The 15,522-nt window shown below is 59.0% G+C and carries 14 protein-coding genes; 6 read left to right on the forward strand and 8 right to left on the reverse strand.

The window, feature by feature from the left end; translation table 11 throughout:
- Positions 1 to 47: 47 nt before the first annotated feature.
- The 4 genes from LJD29_RS04265 to LJD29_RS04280 all read right to left on the reverse strand — a co-directional run bounded on the left by LJD29_RS04265 (position 48) and on the right by LJD29_RS04280 (position 3,968).
- A complete protein-coding gene (locus LJD29_RS04265) occupies positions 48 to 737 on the reverse strand; it encodes a phosphorylase family protein (protein ID WP_446744519.1) in 690 nt (229 codons plus the stop codon).
- Entirely contained in the window at positions 734 to 1,741 is a 1,008-nt protein-coding gene (gene hpnA / locus LJD29_RS04270; protein WP_446744520.1) for a hopanoid-associated sugar epimerase, read from the reverse strand. The genes LJD29_RS04265 and hpnA overlap by 4 nt, the downstream gene beginning before the upstream one ends.
- 122 nt (positions 1,742 to 1,863) lie before the next feature.
- Positions 1,864 to 3,186, reverse strand: a complete 1,323-nt coding sequence (locus LJD29_RS04275) for an inositol-3-phosphate synthase (protein WP_446744521.1) — start codon at positions 3,184 to 3,186, stop codon at positions 1,864 to 1,866.
- 143 nt (positions 3,187 to 3,329) lie between these two features.
- The gene (locus LJD29_RS04280; RefSeq protein WP_446744522.1) at positions 3,330 to 3,968 is read right to left on the reverse strand and encodes a DedA family protein; all 639 of its coding nucleotides are present in this window, start codon (positions 3,966 to 3,968) and stop codon (positions 3,330 to 3,332) included.
- Positions 3,969 to 4,068: 100 nt separating this feature from the next.
- Here LJD29_RS04280 and nth point away from each other — a divergent pair, with 100 nt between their 5' ends.
- Positions 4,069 to 4,794: an endonuclease III gene (gene nth, locus LJD29_RS04285; RefSeq protein WP_446744523.1), complete on the forward strand. Its 726-nt coding sequence runs from the start codon at positions 4,069 to 4,071 to the stop codon at positions 4,792 to 4,794.
- Here the strand turns inward: nth and LJD29_RS04290 are convergent.
- The 4 genes from LJD29_RS04290 to LJD29_RS04305 are packed head-to-tail and all read right to left on the reverse strand — an operon-like array spanning position 4,791 to position 8,623.
- The gene (locus tag LJD29_RS04290; RefSeq protein WP_446744524.1) at positions 4,791 to 5,573 is read right to left on the reverse strand and encodes a uroporphyrinogen-III synthase; all 783 of its coding nucleotides are present in this window, start codon (positions 5,571 to 5,573) and stop codon (positions 4,791 to 4,793) included. The genes nth and LJD29_RS04290 overlap by 4 nt on opposite strands.
- Entirely contained in the window at positions 5,570 to 6,496 is a 927-nt protein-coding gene (gene hemC / locus LJD29_RS04295) for a hydroxymethylbilane synthase (RefSeq protein ID WP_446744525.1), read from the reverse strand. Before hemC ends, LJD29_RS04290 begins: the two co-directional genes overlap by 4 nt.
- Complete coding sequence (hemA, locus tag LJD29_RS04300) at positions 6,489 to 7,808, reverse strand: glutamyl-tRNA reductase (protein ID WP_446744526.1); 1,320 nt, start codon at positions 7,806 to 7,808, stop codon at positions 6,489 to 6,491. The genes hemC and hemA overlap by 8 nt, the downstream gene beginning before the upstream one ends.
- Positions 7,805 to 8,623, reverse strand: a complete 819-nt coding sequence (locus LJD29_RS04305) for a cytochrome C assembly family protein (protein WP_446744527.1) — start codon at positions 8,621 to 8,623, stop codon at positions 7,805 to 7,807. Before LJD29_RS04305 ends, hemA begins: the two co-directional genes overlap by 4 nt.
- Before the next feature lie 196 nt (positions 8,624 to 8,819).
- Here LJD29_RS04305 and LJD29_RS04310 point away from each other — a divergent pair, with 196 nt between their 5' ends.
- The 5 genes from LJD29_RS04310 (at position 8,820) to LJD29_RS04330 (ending at position 15,522) form a co-directional block, all read left to right on the forward strand.
- Entirely contained in the window at positions 8,820 to 9,080 is a 261-nt protein-coding gene (locus LJD29_RS04310; RefSeq protein ID WP_446744528.1) for a hypothetical protein, read from the forward strand.
- Positions 9,081 to 9,190: 110 nt separating this feature from the next.
- Positions 9,191 to 11,788, forward strand: coding sequence for a DNA mismatch repair protein MutS (gene mutS / locus LJD29_RS04315; RefSeq protein WP_446745875.1), 2,598 nt, complete (start codon positions 9,191 to 9,193; stop codon positions 11,786 to 11,788).
- Entirely contained in the window at positions 11,785 to 12,849 is a 1,065-nt protein-coding gene (gene nagZ, locus LJD29_RS04320) for a beta-N-acetylhexosaminidase (protein ID WP_446744529.1), read from the forward strand. The genes mutS and nagZ overlap by 4 nt, the downstream gene beginning before the upstream one ends.
- On the forward strand, positions 12,846 to 14,006 hold the full coding sequence (locus tag LJD29_RS04325; RefSeq protein ID WP_446744530.1) for an anhydro-N-acetylmuramic acid kinase: 1,161 nt from the start codon (positions 12,846 to 12,848) through the stop codon (positions 14,004 to 14,006). Before nagZ ends, LJD29_RS04325 begins: the two co-directional genes overlap by 4 nt.
- Positions 13,999 to 15,522: an ABC transporter substrate-binding protein gene (locus LJD29_RS04330; protein WP_446744531.1), complete on the forward strand. Its 1,524-nt coding sequence runs from the start codon at positions 13,999 to 14,001 to the stop codon at positions 15,520 to 15,522. Before LJD29_RS04325 ends, LJD29_RS04330 begins: the two co-directional genes overlap by 8 nt.

Genomic DNA, 15,522 nt, shown 5'->3' on the forward strand with positions numbered 1-15,522 from the left:
GAAATCGAGAACAGAACTAACTTGGGATGCGGAAGACATGCAATTGTTTAGATGACGGCGATTTCTTTTTGATGCGCGGCTACGAACCGGTCGAGTTCAGCGGCAAGTCCGGTCGCGGCCGCCTTGCTCTGGCGGCCCAGGCGCAACAGCGCCGGCCAGTAAGCAGGACGGAGAGCCGCGTAGAACACCAGCCCGCCCATGTTCAGCTGGCCGTCCGGTGTCATGAACTTATTGAAATCAGGCAGCTTATCCGTGTAGCCGTCGGATATGCCCTTCATGCAGTAGAACGTAAGTCCATTCTTTGCCGCGACTCTCGCTACCGCCGCGGCTTCCATCTCCGCCACAACGCTCTTGTGCTCTCCTGCGAGCGCTCGCTTTTCGTTTGCCAGAGCGACGTGGTTAAGCGTGAGGATGCGAAAACCGTCTCGCGAGGCCGTCGGATAGTGTTCGCCGGTGGTCACATCGACGATCTCATTCGCCATGCAAACAGCTCCCGGCTTTACCGCGCAGGTGAGCGCCCCGGCCCAGCCGTAAGAGATCAGCGCGTCCGGCGAGAATTCCAGCGCCTGGACAGCTGCTTTCGTAGCCGCAGCCGCGCCCATGCCGCCGGCAATCGCGATGGCTGGCACTCCACCAATATGCCCGGTCCAGCTGCGGTCACCGGTCTTTGTCCAGCCGCTTTTTACCAGAGGCTGCAGTTCGTCTTCGAGGGCGGCAATTATGGCAAGCTTTTTCATCGCGTCTTCTCCTCGGGTGGGGCGTAACCGTTCTTGCGAAACCAATCGATAGCTGCGCGCAAAGCCGAATATACGGGTACGATGCGGAAGCCCAATTCACGCTGCGCCTTGGCGGAAGAGGCAAACATCTTCTTGCGCCCCATGCGCACGGCTTCGACCGTCGCCCGCGGTTCGAGCCCGCGCATCCGCCCAGTGATCAATTCGTCAAAACAGGCAAAGATCATCGCAACAGCATGCGGAACCTTGATCGATGGCGACGGCAGACCGGTAATCGCTGACATTTTGTCCAGAATCTGCTTCAGCGTGAGATTCTCACCACCAAGAATATAGCGCTCCCCGAAACGTCCGACCTCGAGCGCCGCCACATGAGTGGCAGCTACCTCCGTTACATCGACAAGATTAAGGCCCGTGTCAACATAGGCTGGAAACTTACGGTTCAGGAAATCGACAATGATTCTGCCGGTCGGCGTTGGCTTTAAGTCCATAGCGCCAATGGGCGTCGTCGGGTTGAGCAGGACGACCGGCTGGCCTGCGCGAGCCGCTTCGATGGCTACCTGTTCGGCCATAAACTTGGACCGCTTATAGTGCCCGACCATATCCGACAGGCTGACCGGGGTCGTCTCGTCCACGATGGTACCGTCGCTCTTGAATCCCATGGTGGCGACGCTCGATGTATAGACGATGCGGCGCACACCCTCTTCCCCTGCCAGCCGTAGTAGTCCGCGCGTGCCTTCGACGTTCGCGGCGTACATTGTGGCCGGGTCTTTCACCCAGAGACGGTAATCTGCCGCGACGTGCATCAGTGCGTCGCAGCCCTGAACCGCCGAACGCATGCTCTCCGGTTTCAGCAGGTCGCCGACTACGGTTTCCCCGCGAATCCCTTCGATGTTCGCCAGGTTGCTGCTCTTGCGCACAAGCAGGCGGAGGTCGGCTCCCTGGCCGGCCAGTTTTCTGGCGACATGGCTTCCCACAAATCCGGTAGCGCCGGTAAGAAAAATCTTCATCGTGCAGTCGTTGCTATCGCCTTCTATCTTACGGGAATACGAGTCCTATAAATCCTTTCCCTGCAAGCGAAAGAGGAAGGATCTTTCGATCCTTCCTCTTTGCTCCACGCCTCCGTCAATTCTTAGTCGTAATACTCAAGCCCAAGGTGGGTGATGAGCTCTTCGCCCTGGATATGGCGCAACGTGTTCTTCAGCTTCATCAGCTGGATGAACAGATCGTGTTCCGGATACAGACCTTCCGCGCTCTGCGGCGACTTGAAGTAGAAGCTCAACCATTCCTGGATGCCGAGGTGCTTCAACTCCGGTGTGCGCTGGGCGAGATCGAGGAAGAGCACCAGGTCGAGCGCCAGCGGAGCGGCAAGGATCGAGTCGCGGCAGAGAAAATCGACCTTGATCTGCATGGGGTAACCGAGCCATCCGAAGATGTCGATGTTGTCCCAGCCTTCCTTGTTATCGCCGCGCGGCGGGTAATAGTTGATGCGGACCTTGTGGTAGATGTCCTTATAAAGGTCGGGGTAGAGCTCCGGCTGCAGGATGTAGTCGAGCACACCCAGCTTCGACTCTTCCTTCGTCTTGAAGGACTCAGGATCGTCGAGCACCTCGCCGTCGCGGTTGCCTAGGATGTTGGTCGAATACCAGCCGGAGACGCCCAGCATGCGCGACTTGAAGGCCGGAGCCAGAACCGTCTTGATGAAGGTCTGGCCGGTCTTGAAATCCTTGCCGCAGATCGGTGCACCGGTCTGCTTCGAAAGTTCGATCATGCAGGGCAAATCAACGGTGAGATTCGGCGCCCCGTTGGCGAATGGAATGCCTTCCTTCAGCGCTGCGTAGGCATAAATCTGCGAAGGAGCAATGCTCGGATCGTCGTCGACCAGGCCTTTTTCGAAGGCTGCGAGCGTCTGGTGTACAGCGGTCGGCTCAAGGAAGATTTCCGTCGAGCCGGTCCAGATCATGACCGCGCGCTCAACCTTCGATTTGAACTGCTGAATGTCGGCGCGCACCTGCTGGGCGAGATCGCACTTGCTCTTGCCCTGCTTGACATGGGTTCCGTTGAGGCGCTTCACATAGTGCTGATCGAATACCGCCGGCATCGGCTTGATCGATTCAAGAAACGGCTTGATGGTCTGCAGGTGATCGCGATCGAGCACATTCGCATGCTGGGCGGCTTCGTACATGTCTTCCGGAAAGATCTCCCACCCGGTAAAGACAATGTCATCGAGCGATGCGAGCGGTACGAAGTCCTTAATGAGCGGGGTATTGTTCTCTGTTCGCTTACCGAGGCGAATCGTGCCCATCTGGGTGAGCGCGCCTATCGGCTTTGCCAGGTTCCTGCGAACCGCTTCTACACCTGCAATCAACGTAGTGGCGACGGCACCCATGCCGACCACCATGACACCCAGCTTTCCTTCTGCTGGCTGAATCTGCGCAGCCTTTTCCTTCGACATCTCTTTCTTGTCTTCCTCTTCGAGCAAGTATGCGTTTTTTCAACGGCTTAAGTTTCCCCCTTCAGGAAGAGGGTTGGCAAACCGCGAAGGCTCAAATGAGGGAAACAAGGGTTTAACTGCGAAGAGACAGCATTAAAGGACGATCAGGCCGCATCGGGCCGGACACGATCCTTCCAGTGAGACCACACGAACCAGACGACTGCGACCAGGAGTAATACGACAACAACCGTATGGAAACGGTGGAAGGCAGTCTTGAATGCCGGATTCGTCTCCCATGCCTGTCCAAGCTTCATTCCCGCGTACGCCAGCAAAAAGCACCACGGCCAGGAACCGAGAAACGTATAGATATGGAAGCGAAGCTGGTTCATGCGGGCGATTCCAGCGGGCAGAGCGATGAACGTGCGAACCACCGGAAGGAGACGGCCTACAAAAACCGTGATGGAACCGTACTTCGAGAAGAAATGCTCGGCGCGGTCGAGGTCGCGATGATCGAGCAGCACGAACCGGCCATATTTCATGATGAAAGGACGGCCGCCGATGGCGCCGATCCAATAAGCGATCAGAGAACCGAGGTTGCAGCCGATAGCCCCCGCCGTCGCCACGCCCAACAGCGAAAGTCTCCCGGTATGAACGAGATAGCCGGAGAACGGCATAATGATCTCAGACGGTAGCGGGATGCACATCGACTCGATGCCCATAAGCAGGGCAACGCCCGCGTAGCCGGTGGAAGAGATGGTGGCGATGATGAAATGCGCCAGGATGGCGAGAATTTTCTCTGTCATTCGAATCGAAGTATACGTTATGGCCATTTGATCCCGGTTATCTCCGGCGGTCATTCGCCCTCAGTTCTTTCTGTCAGGAGCGCCTGCGTAGAATGCTTCCATGGCAACGAAGAAGAGCAGCGTAAACCGGACTCTCGCCGGAGCAAAAAAATCCCCTGCAAAGCCGAGCAAAAAGGCAGACCTGGCCCCCGAGCGGGTCTCCGAGATCCTGCGCCGTTTAAGCGAGATGTACCCGAAGGCGGAATGCGCACTTCATCACCGCAACGCCTGGGAGCTGCTGGTAGCCACAATCCTCTCGGCCCAGTGCACCGATGTGCGCGTGAATATGGTCACCCCGGAACTTTTCCGCAAGTTTCCCACACCCAAGGCAATGGCTGAGGCCTCTCTGCCGGCACTGGAAGACGAAATTCGTTCCACCGGTTTCTACCGGAACAAGGCCAAGTCGATCTCTGGCGCAGCCAAGCGGATCACCGAGGTCTTCGGCGGCAAAGTTCCGAAGACGATGGACGAGTTGCTGACCGTTCCCGGAGCGGCGCGCAAGACGGCAAATGTGGTGCTGGGGGTAGCCTATGAAATCGCCGAGGGCGTTGTGGTCGACACGCATGTGCTGCGTATTTCCAAACGATTGGGGCTAACCCAGGCGACCGAACCAAAGAAGGTCGAGCAGGACCTGATGAAAATCCTGCCTCCCGACCACTGGATCGCCTTTTCACACGAGGTCATCTTCCATGGCCGCCAGGTGTGCGTGGCGCGGAAGCCACGCTGCGTGGAATGCGGCCTGGAAACCCTCTGCAACGCTCCGGACAAAACCTGGAGCAGTCACTAGCCTTTCAAGGCAGAGATCGTAGCGGCTACAAGTCCATCGAGATGATGCGGATCGGCCTCAGCTGCCGGCTCCCACCCATGCTCCCTTAGAGTTCTGCTGGTCACGGGCCCGATGGAGATGGCTTTAAGCCCTGCCGGACGCATGATTTCCGCTGCATCGAGCAGGTGGAAAAAATTCGAGACGGTAGACGAGCTGGTGAACGTCGCCGCATCGACGGAAGGTTCGGCGGCAAACAGAGTAGCTATCTCCCGGGCAGACTCATCGGGAACAACGTTGCTGTAGGCCTCGGCGACATCAACGGCCGCTCCCCGTGCAATCAGCTGCGTGGGCAGGATATCGCGGGCCACTTCGGCCCTGATAATGAGGATCCTGTCGCCCGGTTCCGGCTGACCCAGTGCTTCAAGCAAAGACTCGGCGACGTATCCACCCGGCGTAAGAGCAACCGGGATCCCCTGCTGGCGCAGGCTATCAGCCGTTCCGGAGCCGATTGCTGCAACCTTCTGCTGCACAAAAAGGGATGGCTGCAGACCCAGCACTTGCAGTCGATCCCCTATAGCCCGCGCGCCATTGGCGCTGGTCACTACGATCCATCGATAAACTGCGAGAGTCCGGAGGGCGGTATCGAGGCGATCAAAGGACGGCGGTGGAACGATCTCGATTGCGGGGATTTCGATCGTCTCAGCGCCCTGTTCCTGCAGCAGGCGCGCGAACTGGCCTGCCTGGTGACGGGCGCGGGTGATGAGAATGCGCTTGCCCGCAAGCGGTGGCAAGGCGCTCACCCGCTCAGCGATTCCAGAAGATCGCCGGCGCCCTGCTCGATGAGGGTGGCGGCGAGTTGTTCGCCTACAGCTTCGGGCGAATCGGCGGGAACACATTCGTGCTCTACGCGAACCGTGGCCGAGCCATCGGGCGAGATGACTACCCCGGCAATCATGTATCTGCTGCCAACCGGAGCGCAGTGGATGCCGATGGGAACCTGGCAGCCTCCGCCGAGCGCAGCCAGCGCGGAGCGCTCGGCGGTGACGGCAAAACGGGTCGCGGCATCGTCCAGAAAAGCCAGCGCATCAATGGTTGTGGCGTCTCCCGCCCGTGTTTCTATAGCAAGCGCACCCTGCCCGGCAGCCGGGCACAGAATAAGCGGCGAAAAGCGCTCGCGCAGGAGTTCGGTACGTTCCAGCCGGTCGACACCGGCCGCAGCGAGAATAATGGCGTCGGCCAGCCCCTCTGAGAGCTTGCGCAGGCGGGTGTCGATGTTGCCGCGAAACTCGATGTAACGCAGATCGCTCCGCTGGGCACGAAGCTGGGCCTGGCGGCGCAGGCTGCTGGTGCCGACGCGCGCCCCTTGCGGTAGCGCGGCGAAGCTTTCGTAATCGACGGAGAGAAAAACATCGCTGGCATCGGCGCGAGGCGGAATCGCGGCGAGCGCAAACGGATCGGCCAGCGTGGTTGGAAGATCTTTGAGGCTGTGCACGGCAAGATCGATGCGGCGCTCGACCAGCGCCTCTTCGATCTCTTTCGTAAACATGCCCTTTGAGCCGACCTGCGCGAAGGTCAGATGCTGCATGGCGTCGCCGGTTGTGCGGATAATCTCAATTGAGACTTCGTGACCGCGCGAACGCAGTTCGCCAGCGACAAAGTTGGCCTGCCAGAGCGCCAGTTGCGACCCACGGGAACCGATGCGAAGCGATGTGGGATTACTCATGAAATTTTTCTCTCGTCGAGGTCAGCGAAGGATGAGATATGCCGCCCACCTCCTCGGGCCTTTCAGGAAGCTGGAAGGCTGAGCGGATGGCGTCTACCGTACCTGCGTCACCCGCCCCCGCTGCATCCTTCAGGGCGCGAAGAGGATGGTGCAGAAACTTGTTTACCAGCCCGCGGGTGACCGCTTCGACGGCAGCAAACTGCTCCGGCGTGAGCGAACTGAGACGTGAATGCGCTCGCCGCAGCTCTGCCTGGCGCACCTCTTCAGCGTAACTCTGGAGACTGACGAGGGTCGGCACCACGTCGAGGGCGTCGAGCCTGCGGCGGTAGCGCAGGAATTCTTCTTCGAGAATCTCCTCGGCATGATGCGCTTCCCTGGACCGGTCTGAAAGATTGACCGCGGCTACGGACTGCAGGTCGTCAATGTCGTACAAAAAGATGCCATCGAGCTTGTTCATGGACGGATCGACGTCGCGAGGGACGGCTATGTCGATAAAGAACATGGGCCGATTGCGGCGCCGGTGCATGAACTGCTGGGCGTGCGGAGTGCGAAAGAGGAACTCTGACGACCCGGTGGAAGTAATGACGATGTCAGCCTCATCGGCGCGCTTTTCAAGATCTTCGAAGCGGATCACATGGGCATTGAACTTCTGAGCCAGCCCTACGGCGCGTTCATAGGTACGGTTCGAGATCATCAGCGAACCGGCGCCCTGCTGCATGAGGTGGCGGGCGGCGAGTTCACTCATTTTCCCGGCGCCGACAAGAAGCACACGCTTGCCTTCGAGCGAACCGAAGATCTTTCGCGCCAACCCAACCGCGACCGAGGCGATCGATACAGAAGACGAACCGATCTGGGTTTCAGAACGGACCTTTTTGGCGACAGAGAACGCGCCCTGCAGCAGGCGTTCCAGATTGGCACCGATCGCGCCGACGGAGCGGGCGGCGGCATAAGCTTCCTTCACTTGACCGAGAATCTGCGGCTCGCCAACCACCATCGAGTCAAGGCTCGATGCCACGCGGAAAAGGTGCCGTATGGCCTCACCCTCGCGGTGCTGATAGAGATGTGGCTGCAGTTTCGCCGCGTCGACGGAGAATCGGCGGTTCAGGTAGGTGCCCAGCTCCGGGTCGCGTTCGTCGTAACAGACCAGCAGCTCCACGCGGTTGCAGGTGGAAAGGATCATGCCCTCTTGCACTCCGGGGTGACTCAGCAGGGACTCGGTCTCCGCCGCAAGCCGTTCAGGGGCGATAGCCAGCCTTTCGCGCAGCTCTACCGGAGCGGTCTTGTGATTCAGTCCCGTGAGCAGAATCTTCATGAGGCGCTGAACCTGTGCACGGAGCTGAGGAGATTGGCCGCCCAGACCGACAGCATCACCAGGAAGACAATGGATGACAGGTAAACCGCGCGCCGCCCGCGAAGGCCGGTGCTGCGCCGCACAAAAAGCATGACAGCGTACAGACCCCACATGACGAACGAGAGCAACACCTTAGGGTCGGCGAAGTAGGCCGACCCGAAATGTTCCTGGGCGATCAAGGAGCCGGCGAACAGGCCCAGCGTCATGGCGCAAAACCCAATGATCAGCGTAGTTTGCGCGATCTGGTCCATGGTATCGAGTGGCGGCAGCCATTCGAGGAACCCTGGGGAACGCTTGTCTTTCAGCCGGCGCTCCTGCAGAAGATAAAGAAAGCTCGCTGCAAGGCTGAAGATAAGCGTGGCATAGGCCATGAGCAGAGATGCGATGTGCAGATAGAGCCATCCGCTGCGAATGACCGGTGAACTGAAGGTATATTTGTCAGGCCCGAGCGCCGGCACCACGATGAGCAGCACCGAGAGCGGCAGGGCGAAAACGCCGAATGAAAGCGTGCGATAGCGCAGCGCAATGGCCAGAAAGACCGAGGCGATCAACAGCGCAAGAACCGACTGGACCTCGTGCATGCCGACCGGCATCCAGCGGTGGGCGGCCACCAGCATCTCCGCCGAGGCGACCAGGTGAAAGAGCCACGCTGTGACCGCGAGGGGGACGCAAATCCTGCGCCAGACCTCCCGGCTACGGCCAAGTAGCGCGGCGACCGCCGATACTGACGCCAGTCCGTAAAGAAACGCCGCAACTCGAAGCCATACAAGGGACATAATCAAAAAATCGAAGGCAACTTTCAGTATAAACTTTGCTTCCTCTGGCGGGGCCTGGGGTCAATGATGACCTCCTGAACATCCAGATAAAATCTTTCGCTCTCACTGCAAGCGGGATTCCGCTCCCAGGAAAACCGCTATTTCAGTCCGCATCCCACTGACCAGAACGAACGATTCACGAGAAACGGAGACAGTCATGGATTACCGCGTACATTCCGGACAGATTGAAGAAGATCAGGTTAGCTCGTATCTCGAAAGCCAGTCGGCCAAGGTGCCAAGCAGCTTCTATCTGGGCGCCGCCCTTGCGTCGATGGTGACCTCGCTTGGCCTCAAAGCTGCGGGCAAAGACCATGCCGCCCTGTTCATCGGCCAGTGGGCTGCGCCGTTCCTGATCATCGGGACCTATAACAAGATGGTGAAACAGCACGGCTCGGACTCCATCAGCAAGGCGGCCTAGCAGTACTTCCGGGACTACACGTCAGCGTGCCCTTCGGGGTATGCTGACTTGAGCCCGTGTCTGACATTTCTACACCTCTCCCCGCTACGCAAGCCGAACAAACTCCGCTGATGCGCCAGTATTGGGCGGCGAAGCAGCAGCATCCGAATGCCCTGCTGTTTTTCCGCATGGGCGACTTCTACGAACTGTTCTATGACGATGCCAAGGTCGCCGCGCGCGAACTCCAGATCACACTGACCGCACGCGACCGCGAAAAGACCCAGCCAATGTGCGGCGTTCCCTACCATGCGGCGGAGGGGTATCTCACACGCCTGCTGCGCAAGGGATACCGCGTGGCCATCTGCGAACAGATGGAAGACCCGAAGCTGACGAAAAAGATCGTTCGCCGCGAGGTCACACGCGTCCTTTCGCCAGGAACAGCCATGGACCCGGCGCTGGGATCGAGCGAGAACAACTACCTTGCCGCACTGCATGTGCAGGGTGAAACTGCGGCCCTCGCCTATCTCGATCTTTCGACCGGCGATTTTCGCGCAACGGAGTTTTCAGGGCCGAACGCTCTCGCTCAGTGTGCCGACGAGCTCGCCAAGCTCTCTCCGAGCGAATTGCTGGCGCCGACGGCAAATGCCTTGCTGAACACCAGCCGCGAGATTTCCGCCGCCTGCGACCAGATCCGAACGAAAACACCGCTCGAAGACTGGGCCTTCGCAAAGGACTATGCTCTTCCTTTGCTCGAGCGGCAGATGGGAACGACATCGCTTGATGGCTTCGGTTTTTCGGGACATCCCGTTGCAGCGATTGCAGCCGGCGTGATCATCCACTACGTCCGCCAGACCCAGCAGACCGATGCCGCGCACGTTGACACGATTCGTTACTACGAACGCAATCAGCACATGCATCTCGACCAGGTCTCAGTACGCAACCTGGAACTGCTTGACCCGATTTTTCATGAAGCCGGAGCAGATGCCACACTCTGCCGGGCGCTCGATTGCCAGGCGACTCCGATGGGCAAGCGGCTGCTGCGCGCATCGATTCTTCGTCCGCTGGTGGATGCGGCTGCGATTGAGCAACGCTATGAGGCCGTTGCCGAGACAAAGCAGGACCTGATCAAGCGCGAACAGGTTCGCCGCTCCCTTAGCGGCATTCTCGACCTGGAACGATTGCTGGCTCGCATCTCGCTCGACAGCGCTGGACCGCGCGACCTGCTGGCATTGGCCGCATCGATGCAGAACCTTCCACAGTTGAAGGGAAATGCTGCGGCATTCGAATCAGTCTTTTGGAAGATGGCCTGCGAACGACTGGACCCGCTTGAGGATCTCTCTTCAGCAATTGCCACCACCCTTGTTGCCGAGCCGCCGCTTACCCTTGCAGATGGGGGCGTGATCGCAATCGGCATCCACGCAGAGCTGGACGAGCTGCGAACCATCAGCCACAGCGGACGTTCCTCTATTGCGGCAATCGAAGAACGCGAGCGGCAGCGAACGGGAATCTCTTCGCTGAAGGTCCGCTTCAATTCCGTCTTCGGTTATTACATCGAGATCACCAAGTCGAACCTGGGCAAGAACGTTCCCGCCGACTACGAACGCAAGCAGACACTGGTGAATGCGGAGCGCTTTACGACACCCGAGCTGAAGGAATACGAGGTCAAAGTTCTGACAGCGCAGGAACGCTCGGTCGAAATCGAGAAGCGCATCTTTGGCGAGCTTCGCAGGAACGTCATAGAGCACGCGGGACGCATTCGCAAGACAAGTTCCGTCGTTGCGGAGATCGATCTCATCTCCGGCTTCGCGCACCAGGCTTCTCTTCGCAACTACAGCCGTCCAATTCTCGACGCTTCGCCAGTACTCGAAATTGTTGGCGGGCGACATCCGGTGATTGAGCAACTGATGGAGAACGCGGGTGAAGGCCGCTTTATTCCAAACGATCTTTATCTCGACTCCGCTGGCCCGAGCCTGCTGCTGCTGACCGGTCCGAACATGGGCGGCAAGTCAACCTATCTGCGGCAGGCGGCGCTATTGGCCATCATGGCGCAGATGGGTAGCTTCGTTCCCGCGGATCGCATGCGTTACGGCGTTGTCGACCGCGTGTATACGCGCATCGGCGCAAGCGACAATGTAGCGCGCGGGCGCTCGACCTTCATGGTTGAGATGATGGAGACGGCGACCATTCTCAACACCGCAACCGATCGCTCCCTGATCCTGCTCGACGAAATGGGCCGTGGCACGTCGACTTTCGACGGACTAGCGCTGGCTTGGGCCACTGTCGAATATCTGCACGCACATGTGGGAGCAAGGACGCTCTTTGCGACGCATTATCACGAGCTGACGATCCTCGCCGAAGAGTTGAAGAAGCTCAAGAATCTTCGTGTGGCCGTAAAGGAATCTCCTCAGGGCATTGTGTTTCTACATTCGATTGAAGAGGGCCCTGCGAACAAGAGCTACGGTATCGACGTGGCACGGCTCGCGGGCCTGCCTTCACAGGTGATTCAGCGTGCAAGGCAGGTGCTGAAGCAGCATGAGCGTTCGGCGCGGCGCGATGTTGCGGTCGAGACCGAAGCTGCTCCGATGCAGATGACGATGTTCACGCCGATCTCGCAGCGGGTCCTCGATCGGCTGGAAGAGACCGATGTGAACTCGCTTACTCCATTGCAGGCATTAAACCTGCTGGAAGAACTAAAGACGGAAATTCGCGGCGGGAGCGGTAAGGCATGAATCTACGCGAGCAGGTTGGGCAACTGCTGATTGCAGGACTCGAAGCACAACAACTCACAGCAATGGAAAAAGCCTGGCTGCGGCTGATCCGGCCGGGTGGCGTGATTCTCTTTCGCAGAAACATTGCGGATCCTACACAGGCCGCCGAGCTTCTTCGACAGACGACAGAGATCGCAGGTGCTCCGCTCTTTCGCTGCGTCGATGTGGAAGGCGGACTGGTCGACAGACTGCGCGACGCGATTGCTCCGATGCCCTCTGCTGCCGCGGTCTTTAATTCCGGCCGCAGATCGCTCTACGTCAAGCATGGCAAGCTCATCGGCCGCGAAGTAAAAGCTCTCGGATTCAATGTGACGCTCGCTCCGGTTCTCGATCTCGCGCTGCCCATTTCATCGAAGGTGATGCGTACACGTGTTGTCTCGCCGGAAGCGGACGAAGTGATTGAGTATGCTTCGGCGTTCCTCGATGGCCTCGACAGCGAAGGCATTCTAGGATGCGGTAAGCATTTTCCGGGGCTCGGCGCCGGCACGCTCGATTCGCACGAAGCGACGCCGCACATCCAGCGCTCGGCAAAAGAATTGTGGAACGAAGACCTCGCGGTCTTTCGCGCACTCGAGCCGCGCCTTCCGATGATGATGATCTCGCATGCGACTTATCCGCTGGCAAAGGATGACACTCCGGCCTCGGTTTCTCCGTACTGGGTCACAACCATCCTGAAGAAACGCATCGGCTTTGCAGGGCTCGTCGTTTCGGACGACATGGAGATGGGCGGCATTCTCAAGCATATGCCGATGGAAGAGGCAGTTGTTCACGCGGTGCTGGCTGGCGTGGAACTGATCGAGATCTGCAAAGATCCCGCGCTGGTTCTGGCCGGCTACGAGGCGTTGTTACGCGAGGCGGAACGTTCGAGTGCCTTTCGCAAGCGGGTGGAAACAGCCGCGCAAAAAGTCGTCGAGCACAAATACCGGCATCTCGATGCAGGAATGCCGTGTCCACCATCTGCTTCGCAGATCGCGAAGCTGCGCGAGAGCGTGAAGAAGTTCTCCGCCGAGGTTTCGGAATGAAGGCAATGATCGTAGCCGGCATGATGAGCGGCACCTCTGCTGACGGGGTCGATGTTGCAATGGTGAAGATCTCGCCCTCATCCGGCTATCCGAAGATGAAGCTGCTTGCTCATCATTCGGCCGGCTATCCGGCAGCGCTGCGGCGTGCGGTCATCGCCTCGATGAATGCTCCCGAAATTTCCACTGCGGAGTTAGCCCGTTTGAACTGGCGGCTCGGCATCGCCTATGCCGAGGCATTGCGCGAAGCGGTCGACAAAAGCGGCGTCAAGCCAGACCTTGTTGGATGCCACGGGCAGACGATCTATCACCAAGGCAAGCCTTCGCTCTACGCGGGTCGACGCATGGCCTGCACCTGGCAGCTCGGCGAGCCGGCGCTGATCGCGGCGGAGATGAAGATTCCGGTGGTGTCGAACTTTCGCCCTGCCGACATGGCCGCAGGAGGACAGGGAGCGCCGCTCGTGCCTCTACTCGACGCTGTACTCTTCGCACATACGAAGCGCGGGCGGGTCTTGCAAAACATCGGCGGCATCGGCAACCTGACCGTGATGCCTGCAGGCGCAAAGCCAGGTCAATTTTTCGCGTTCGATACTGGCCCGGGAAACATGGTGATCGATCAGCTGATGGAGAAGCTCTACCAGAAAAATTTTGATCGCGACGGCCGCGTGGGACGAAGCGGAAAGGTCCTAGATCCGGTCATTTCAACCGAGCTGCGCAAGCCGTACTACAAAGAAGCTCCGCCGAAATCAGCAGGACGCGAAGAGTATGGGGCAGAGTTTGCCGCAAGTTTTCTGAATGCCTGTCAGAAGTTAAGCAAAAAGCCGGAAGACGCCATCGCTACCGCGACCGCTCTAGCCGCGGAGAGCATCGCACTTGCCTACAGCAGCTTTGTGCAGAAAAAGATGACCGGCCCCGTCGACTTTATCGCCTCCGGTGGAGGCACACGTAACCGCACACTGATGCAGCTGCTCGAACAGAAGCTCACTCCTCTTGGCTGCTCTGTTTCTACTATCGACGATGCAGGTATGCCTTCGCAGGCAAAAGAAGCCGTCGCGTTTGCATTGCTGGCGTGGCAGACATGGCATCATCTTCCTGGCAATCTGCCTTCGGCTACCGGAGCGAAGCGCCCGGCGATTCTTGGCGAAGTCTGCTATGCGTAAACTTGCGTGGCTGCTGACTGCAATGTTCCTGACCGGCTGTAGTACGTCGCGTCCTGATCCGAATACGGTGACCGTACTGATTGAAAGCAGCCCCTCGAATCTCGATCCGCGCATTGGCACCGATGCGCAGGCCGAGCGCATCGATCCGCTGATCTTCGATTCGCTGCTGCGTCGCGATGCTCATTTCGGGCTTGGTCCCTGGCTGGCCGACAAGTGGGAGCAACCGGATAATCGCACCCTCGTCTTTCATCTCCATCCTGGCGTGCATTTTCAGGATGGCCGGCCGCTCACCTCGCGCGATGTGAAGTGGACGCTCGATTCGCTGACGAACGGCACTGTCATCACCATTCGCTCAGGGGCCTATCGCAACATCTCAAGCGTGGACACGCCCGATCCGCTGACGGTGATCATTCACCAGTCGAAGCCCGATCCAGGACTGATCTGGAATCTCTGCGACGGGGCCATCGGCATCGTTCCCTACGGCAGCGGACGCGACTTCTGGCGGCATCCCATCGGCAGCGGGCCATTCCGCTTCGTTAGCCAGCAGGTGGATAACGAAGTGATCGTGGAGCGATCCGCGAACTACTGGCGCACGCCTCCGAAGATTCAACGTGTTCGCTTCGCCGTCGTGCCGGATGCGACCACTCGCGCGCTCGAACTGCAGAAGGGGTCGGCGGATGTCGCCATCAACGCCTTCCCCGCCGACACGGTTCTGGCTTTAAAGAAGTCTCCGCGCCTCGTGGTCGAAGTTGGTCCGGGCACCGTGCTCAACTATGTCGTCTTCAACATGCGCGATCCCATTCTGAAAGACCAGCGGGTTCGCCAGGCCATCGCGCTGTCAATTGACCGGCGACTGATCATCCGTACGTTGCTGCGTGGTCAGGCGCGCATCTCGGAGAGCCTGTTGCCGCCCGAGCACTGGGCATGGGCCGCCGATACCGAGCAGCACCCCTTCGATCCCGCGCGCGCGAATGCCCTGCTTGATGCCGCAGGATACAAGCGCGGCGCAGACGGCGTTCGTTTTCATCTTGGAATGAAGACCTCTACCGACGAGACGACGCGCCTGCTCTCCGTGATTATGCAACAGCAGCTGTCACAAGTCGGGATAGCGCTCGACATTCGCAGCTATGAGTTCGCGACCTTTTATGCCGATCTTGTGAAGGGCACCTTCCAGCTGGCTCCCTCACGCTGGATCGGCGGCAACGAACAGCCGGACATCTTCCATTACGCCTTCTCGCGTGAGAGTCTGCCGCCGCATGGCAGCAACCGTGGATACTATCTCAATCCTGAGTTGGACAAGCTGCTGGACGATGCCGCGCAGTCGGGCGACCAGCAGCATCAGCGCGCAGACTACGTGAAAGTGCAGCAGATAGTAGCCCACGATCTGCCTTCCATCAACCTCTGGTATCTCGACACGGTGCTGGTTCACAATCGCCGCCTGACCAATATGCACACTTCACCGTCGGGCAACTATGAGTTCCTGCGCGACGCCGAAGTCATAGACAACTCACGCTGA

The organism is Silvibacterium acidisoli, assembly GCA_022870745.1.
In the GTDB taxonomy this organism is placed as follows: Bacteria; Acidobacteriota; Terriglobia; order Terriglobales; family Acidobacteriaceae; genus Silvibacterium.

Excerpts from the sequence above, each read along its gene's own strand:
- hpnA (WP_446744520.1), bottom strand. The coding sequence starts at position 1,741 with ATGAAGATTTTTCTTACCGGCGCTACCGGATTTGTGGGAAGCCATGTC.
- mutS (WP_446745875.1), top strand. The coding sequence starts at position 9,191 with ATGCGCCAGTATTGGGCGGCGAAGCAGCAGCATCCGAATGCCCTGCTG.
- nagZ (WP_446744529.1), top strand. The coding sequence starts at position 11,785 with ATGAATCTACGCGAGCAGGTTGGGCAACTGCTGATTGCAGGACTCGAA.
- hemC (WP_446744525.1), bottom strand. The coding sequence starts at position 6,496 with ATGAGTAATCCCACATCGCTTCGCATCGGTTCCCGTGGGTCGCAACTG.
- nth (WP_446744523.1), top strand. The coding sequence starts at position 4,069 with ATGGCAACGAAGAAGAGCAGCGTAAACCGGACTCTCGCCGGAGCAAAA.
- LJD29_RS04280 (WP_446744522.1), bottom strand. The coding sequence starts at position 3,968 with ATGACAGAGAAAATTCTCGCCATCCTGGCGCATTTCATCATCGCCACC.
- LJD29_RS04265 (WP_446744519.1), bottom strand. The coding sequence starts at position 737 with ATGAAAAAGCTTGCCATAATTGCCGCCCTCGAAGACGAACTGCAGCCT.
- LJD29_RS04310 (WP_446744528.1), top strand. The coding sequence starts at position 8,820 with ATGGATTACCGCGTACATTCCGGACAGATTGAAGAAGATCAGGTTAGC.
- LJD29_RS04305 (WP_446744527.1), bottom strand. The coding sequence starts at position 8,623 with ATGTCCCTTGTATGGCTTCGAGTTGCGGCGTTTCTTTACGGACTGGCG.
- LJD29_RS04330 (WP_446744531.1), top strand. The coding sequence starts at position 13,999 with ATGCGTAAACTTGCGTGGCTGCTGACTGCAATGTTCCTGACCGGCTGT.
- LJD29_RS04275 (WP_446744521.1), bottom strand. The coding sequence starts at position 3,186 with ATGTCGAAGGAAAAGGCTGCGCAGATTCAGCCAGCAGAAGGAAAGCTG.
- hemA (WP_446744526.1), bottom strand. The coding sequence starts at position 7,808 with ATGAAGATTCTGCTCACGGGACTGAATCACAAGACCGCTCCGGTAGAG.
- LJD29_RS04325 (WP_446744530.1), top strand. The coding sequence starts at position 12,846 with ATGAAGGCAATGATCGTAGCCGGCATGATGAGCGGCACCTCTGCTGAC.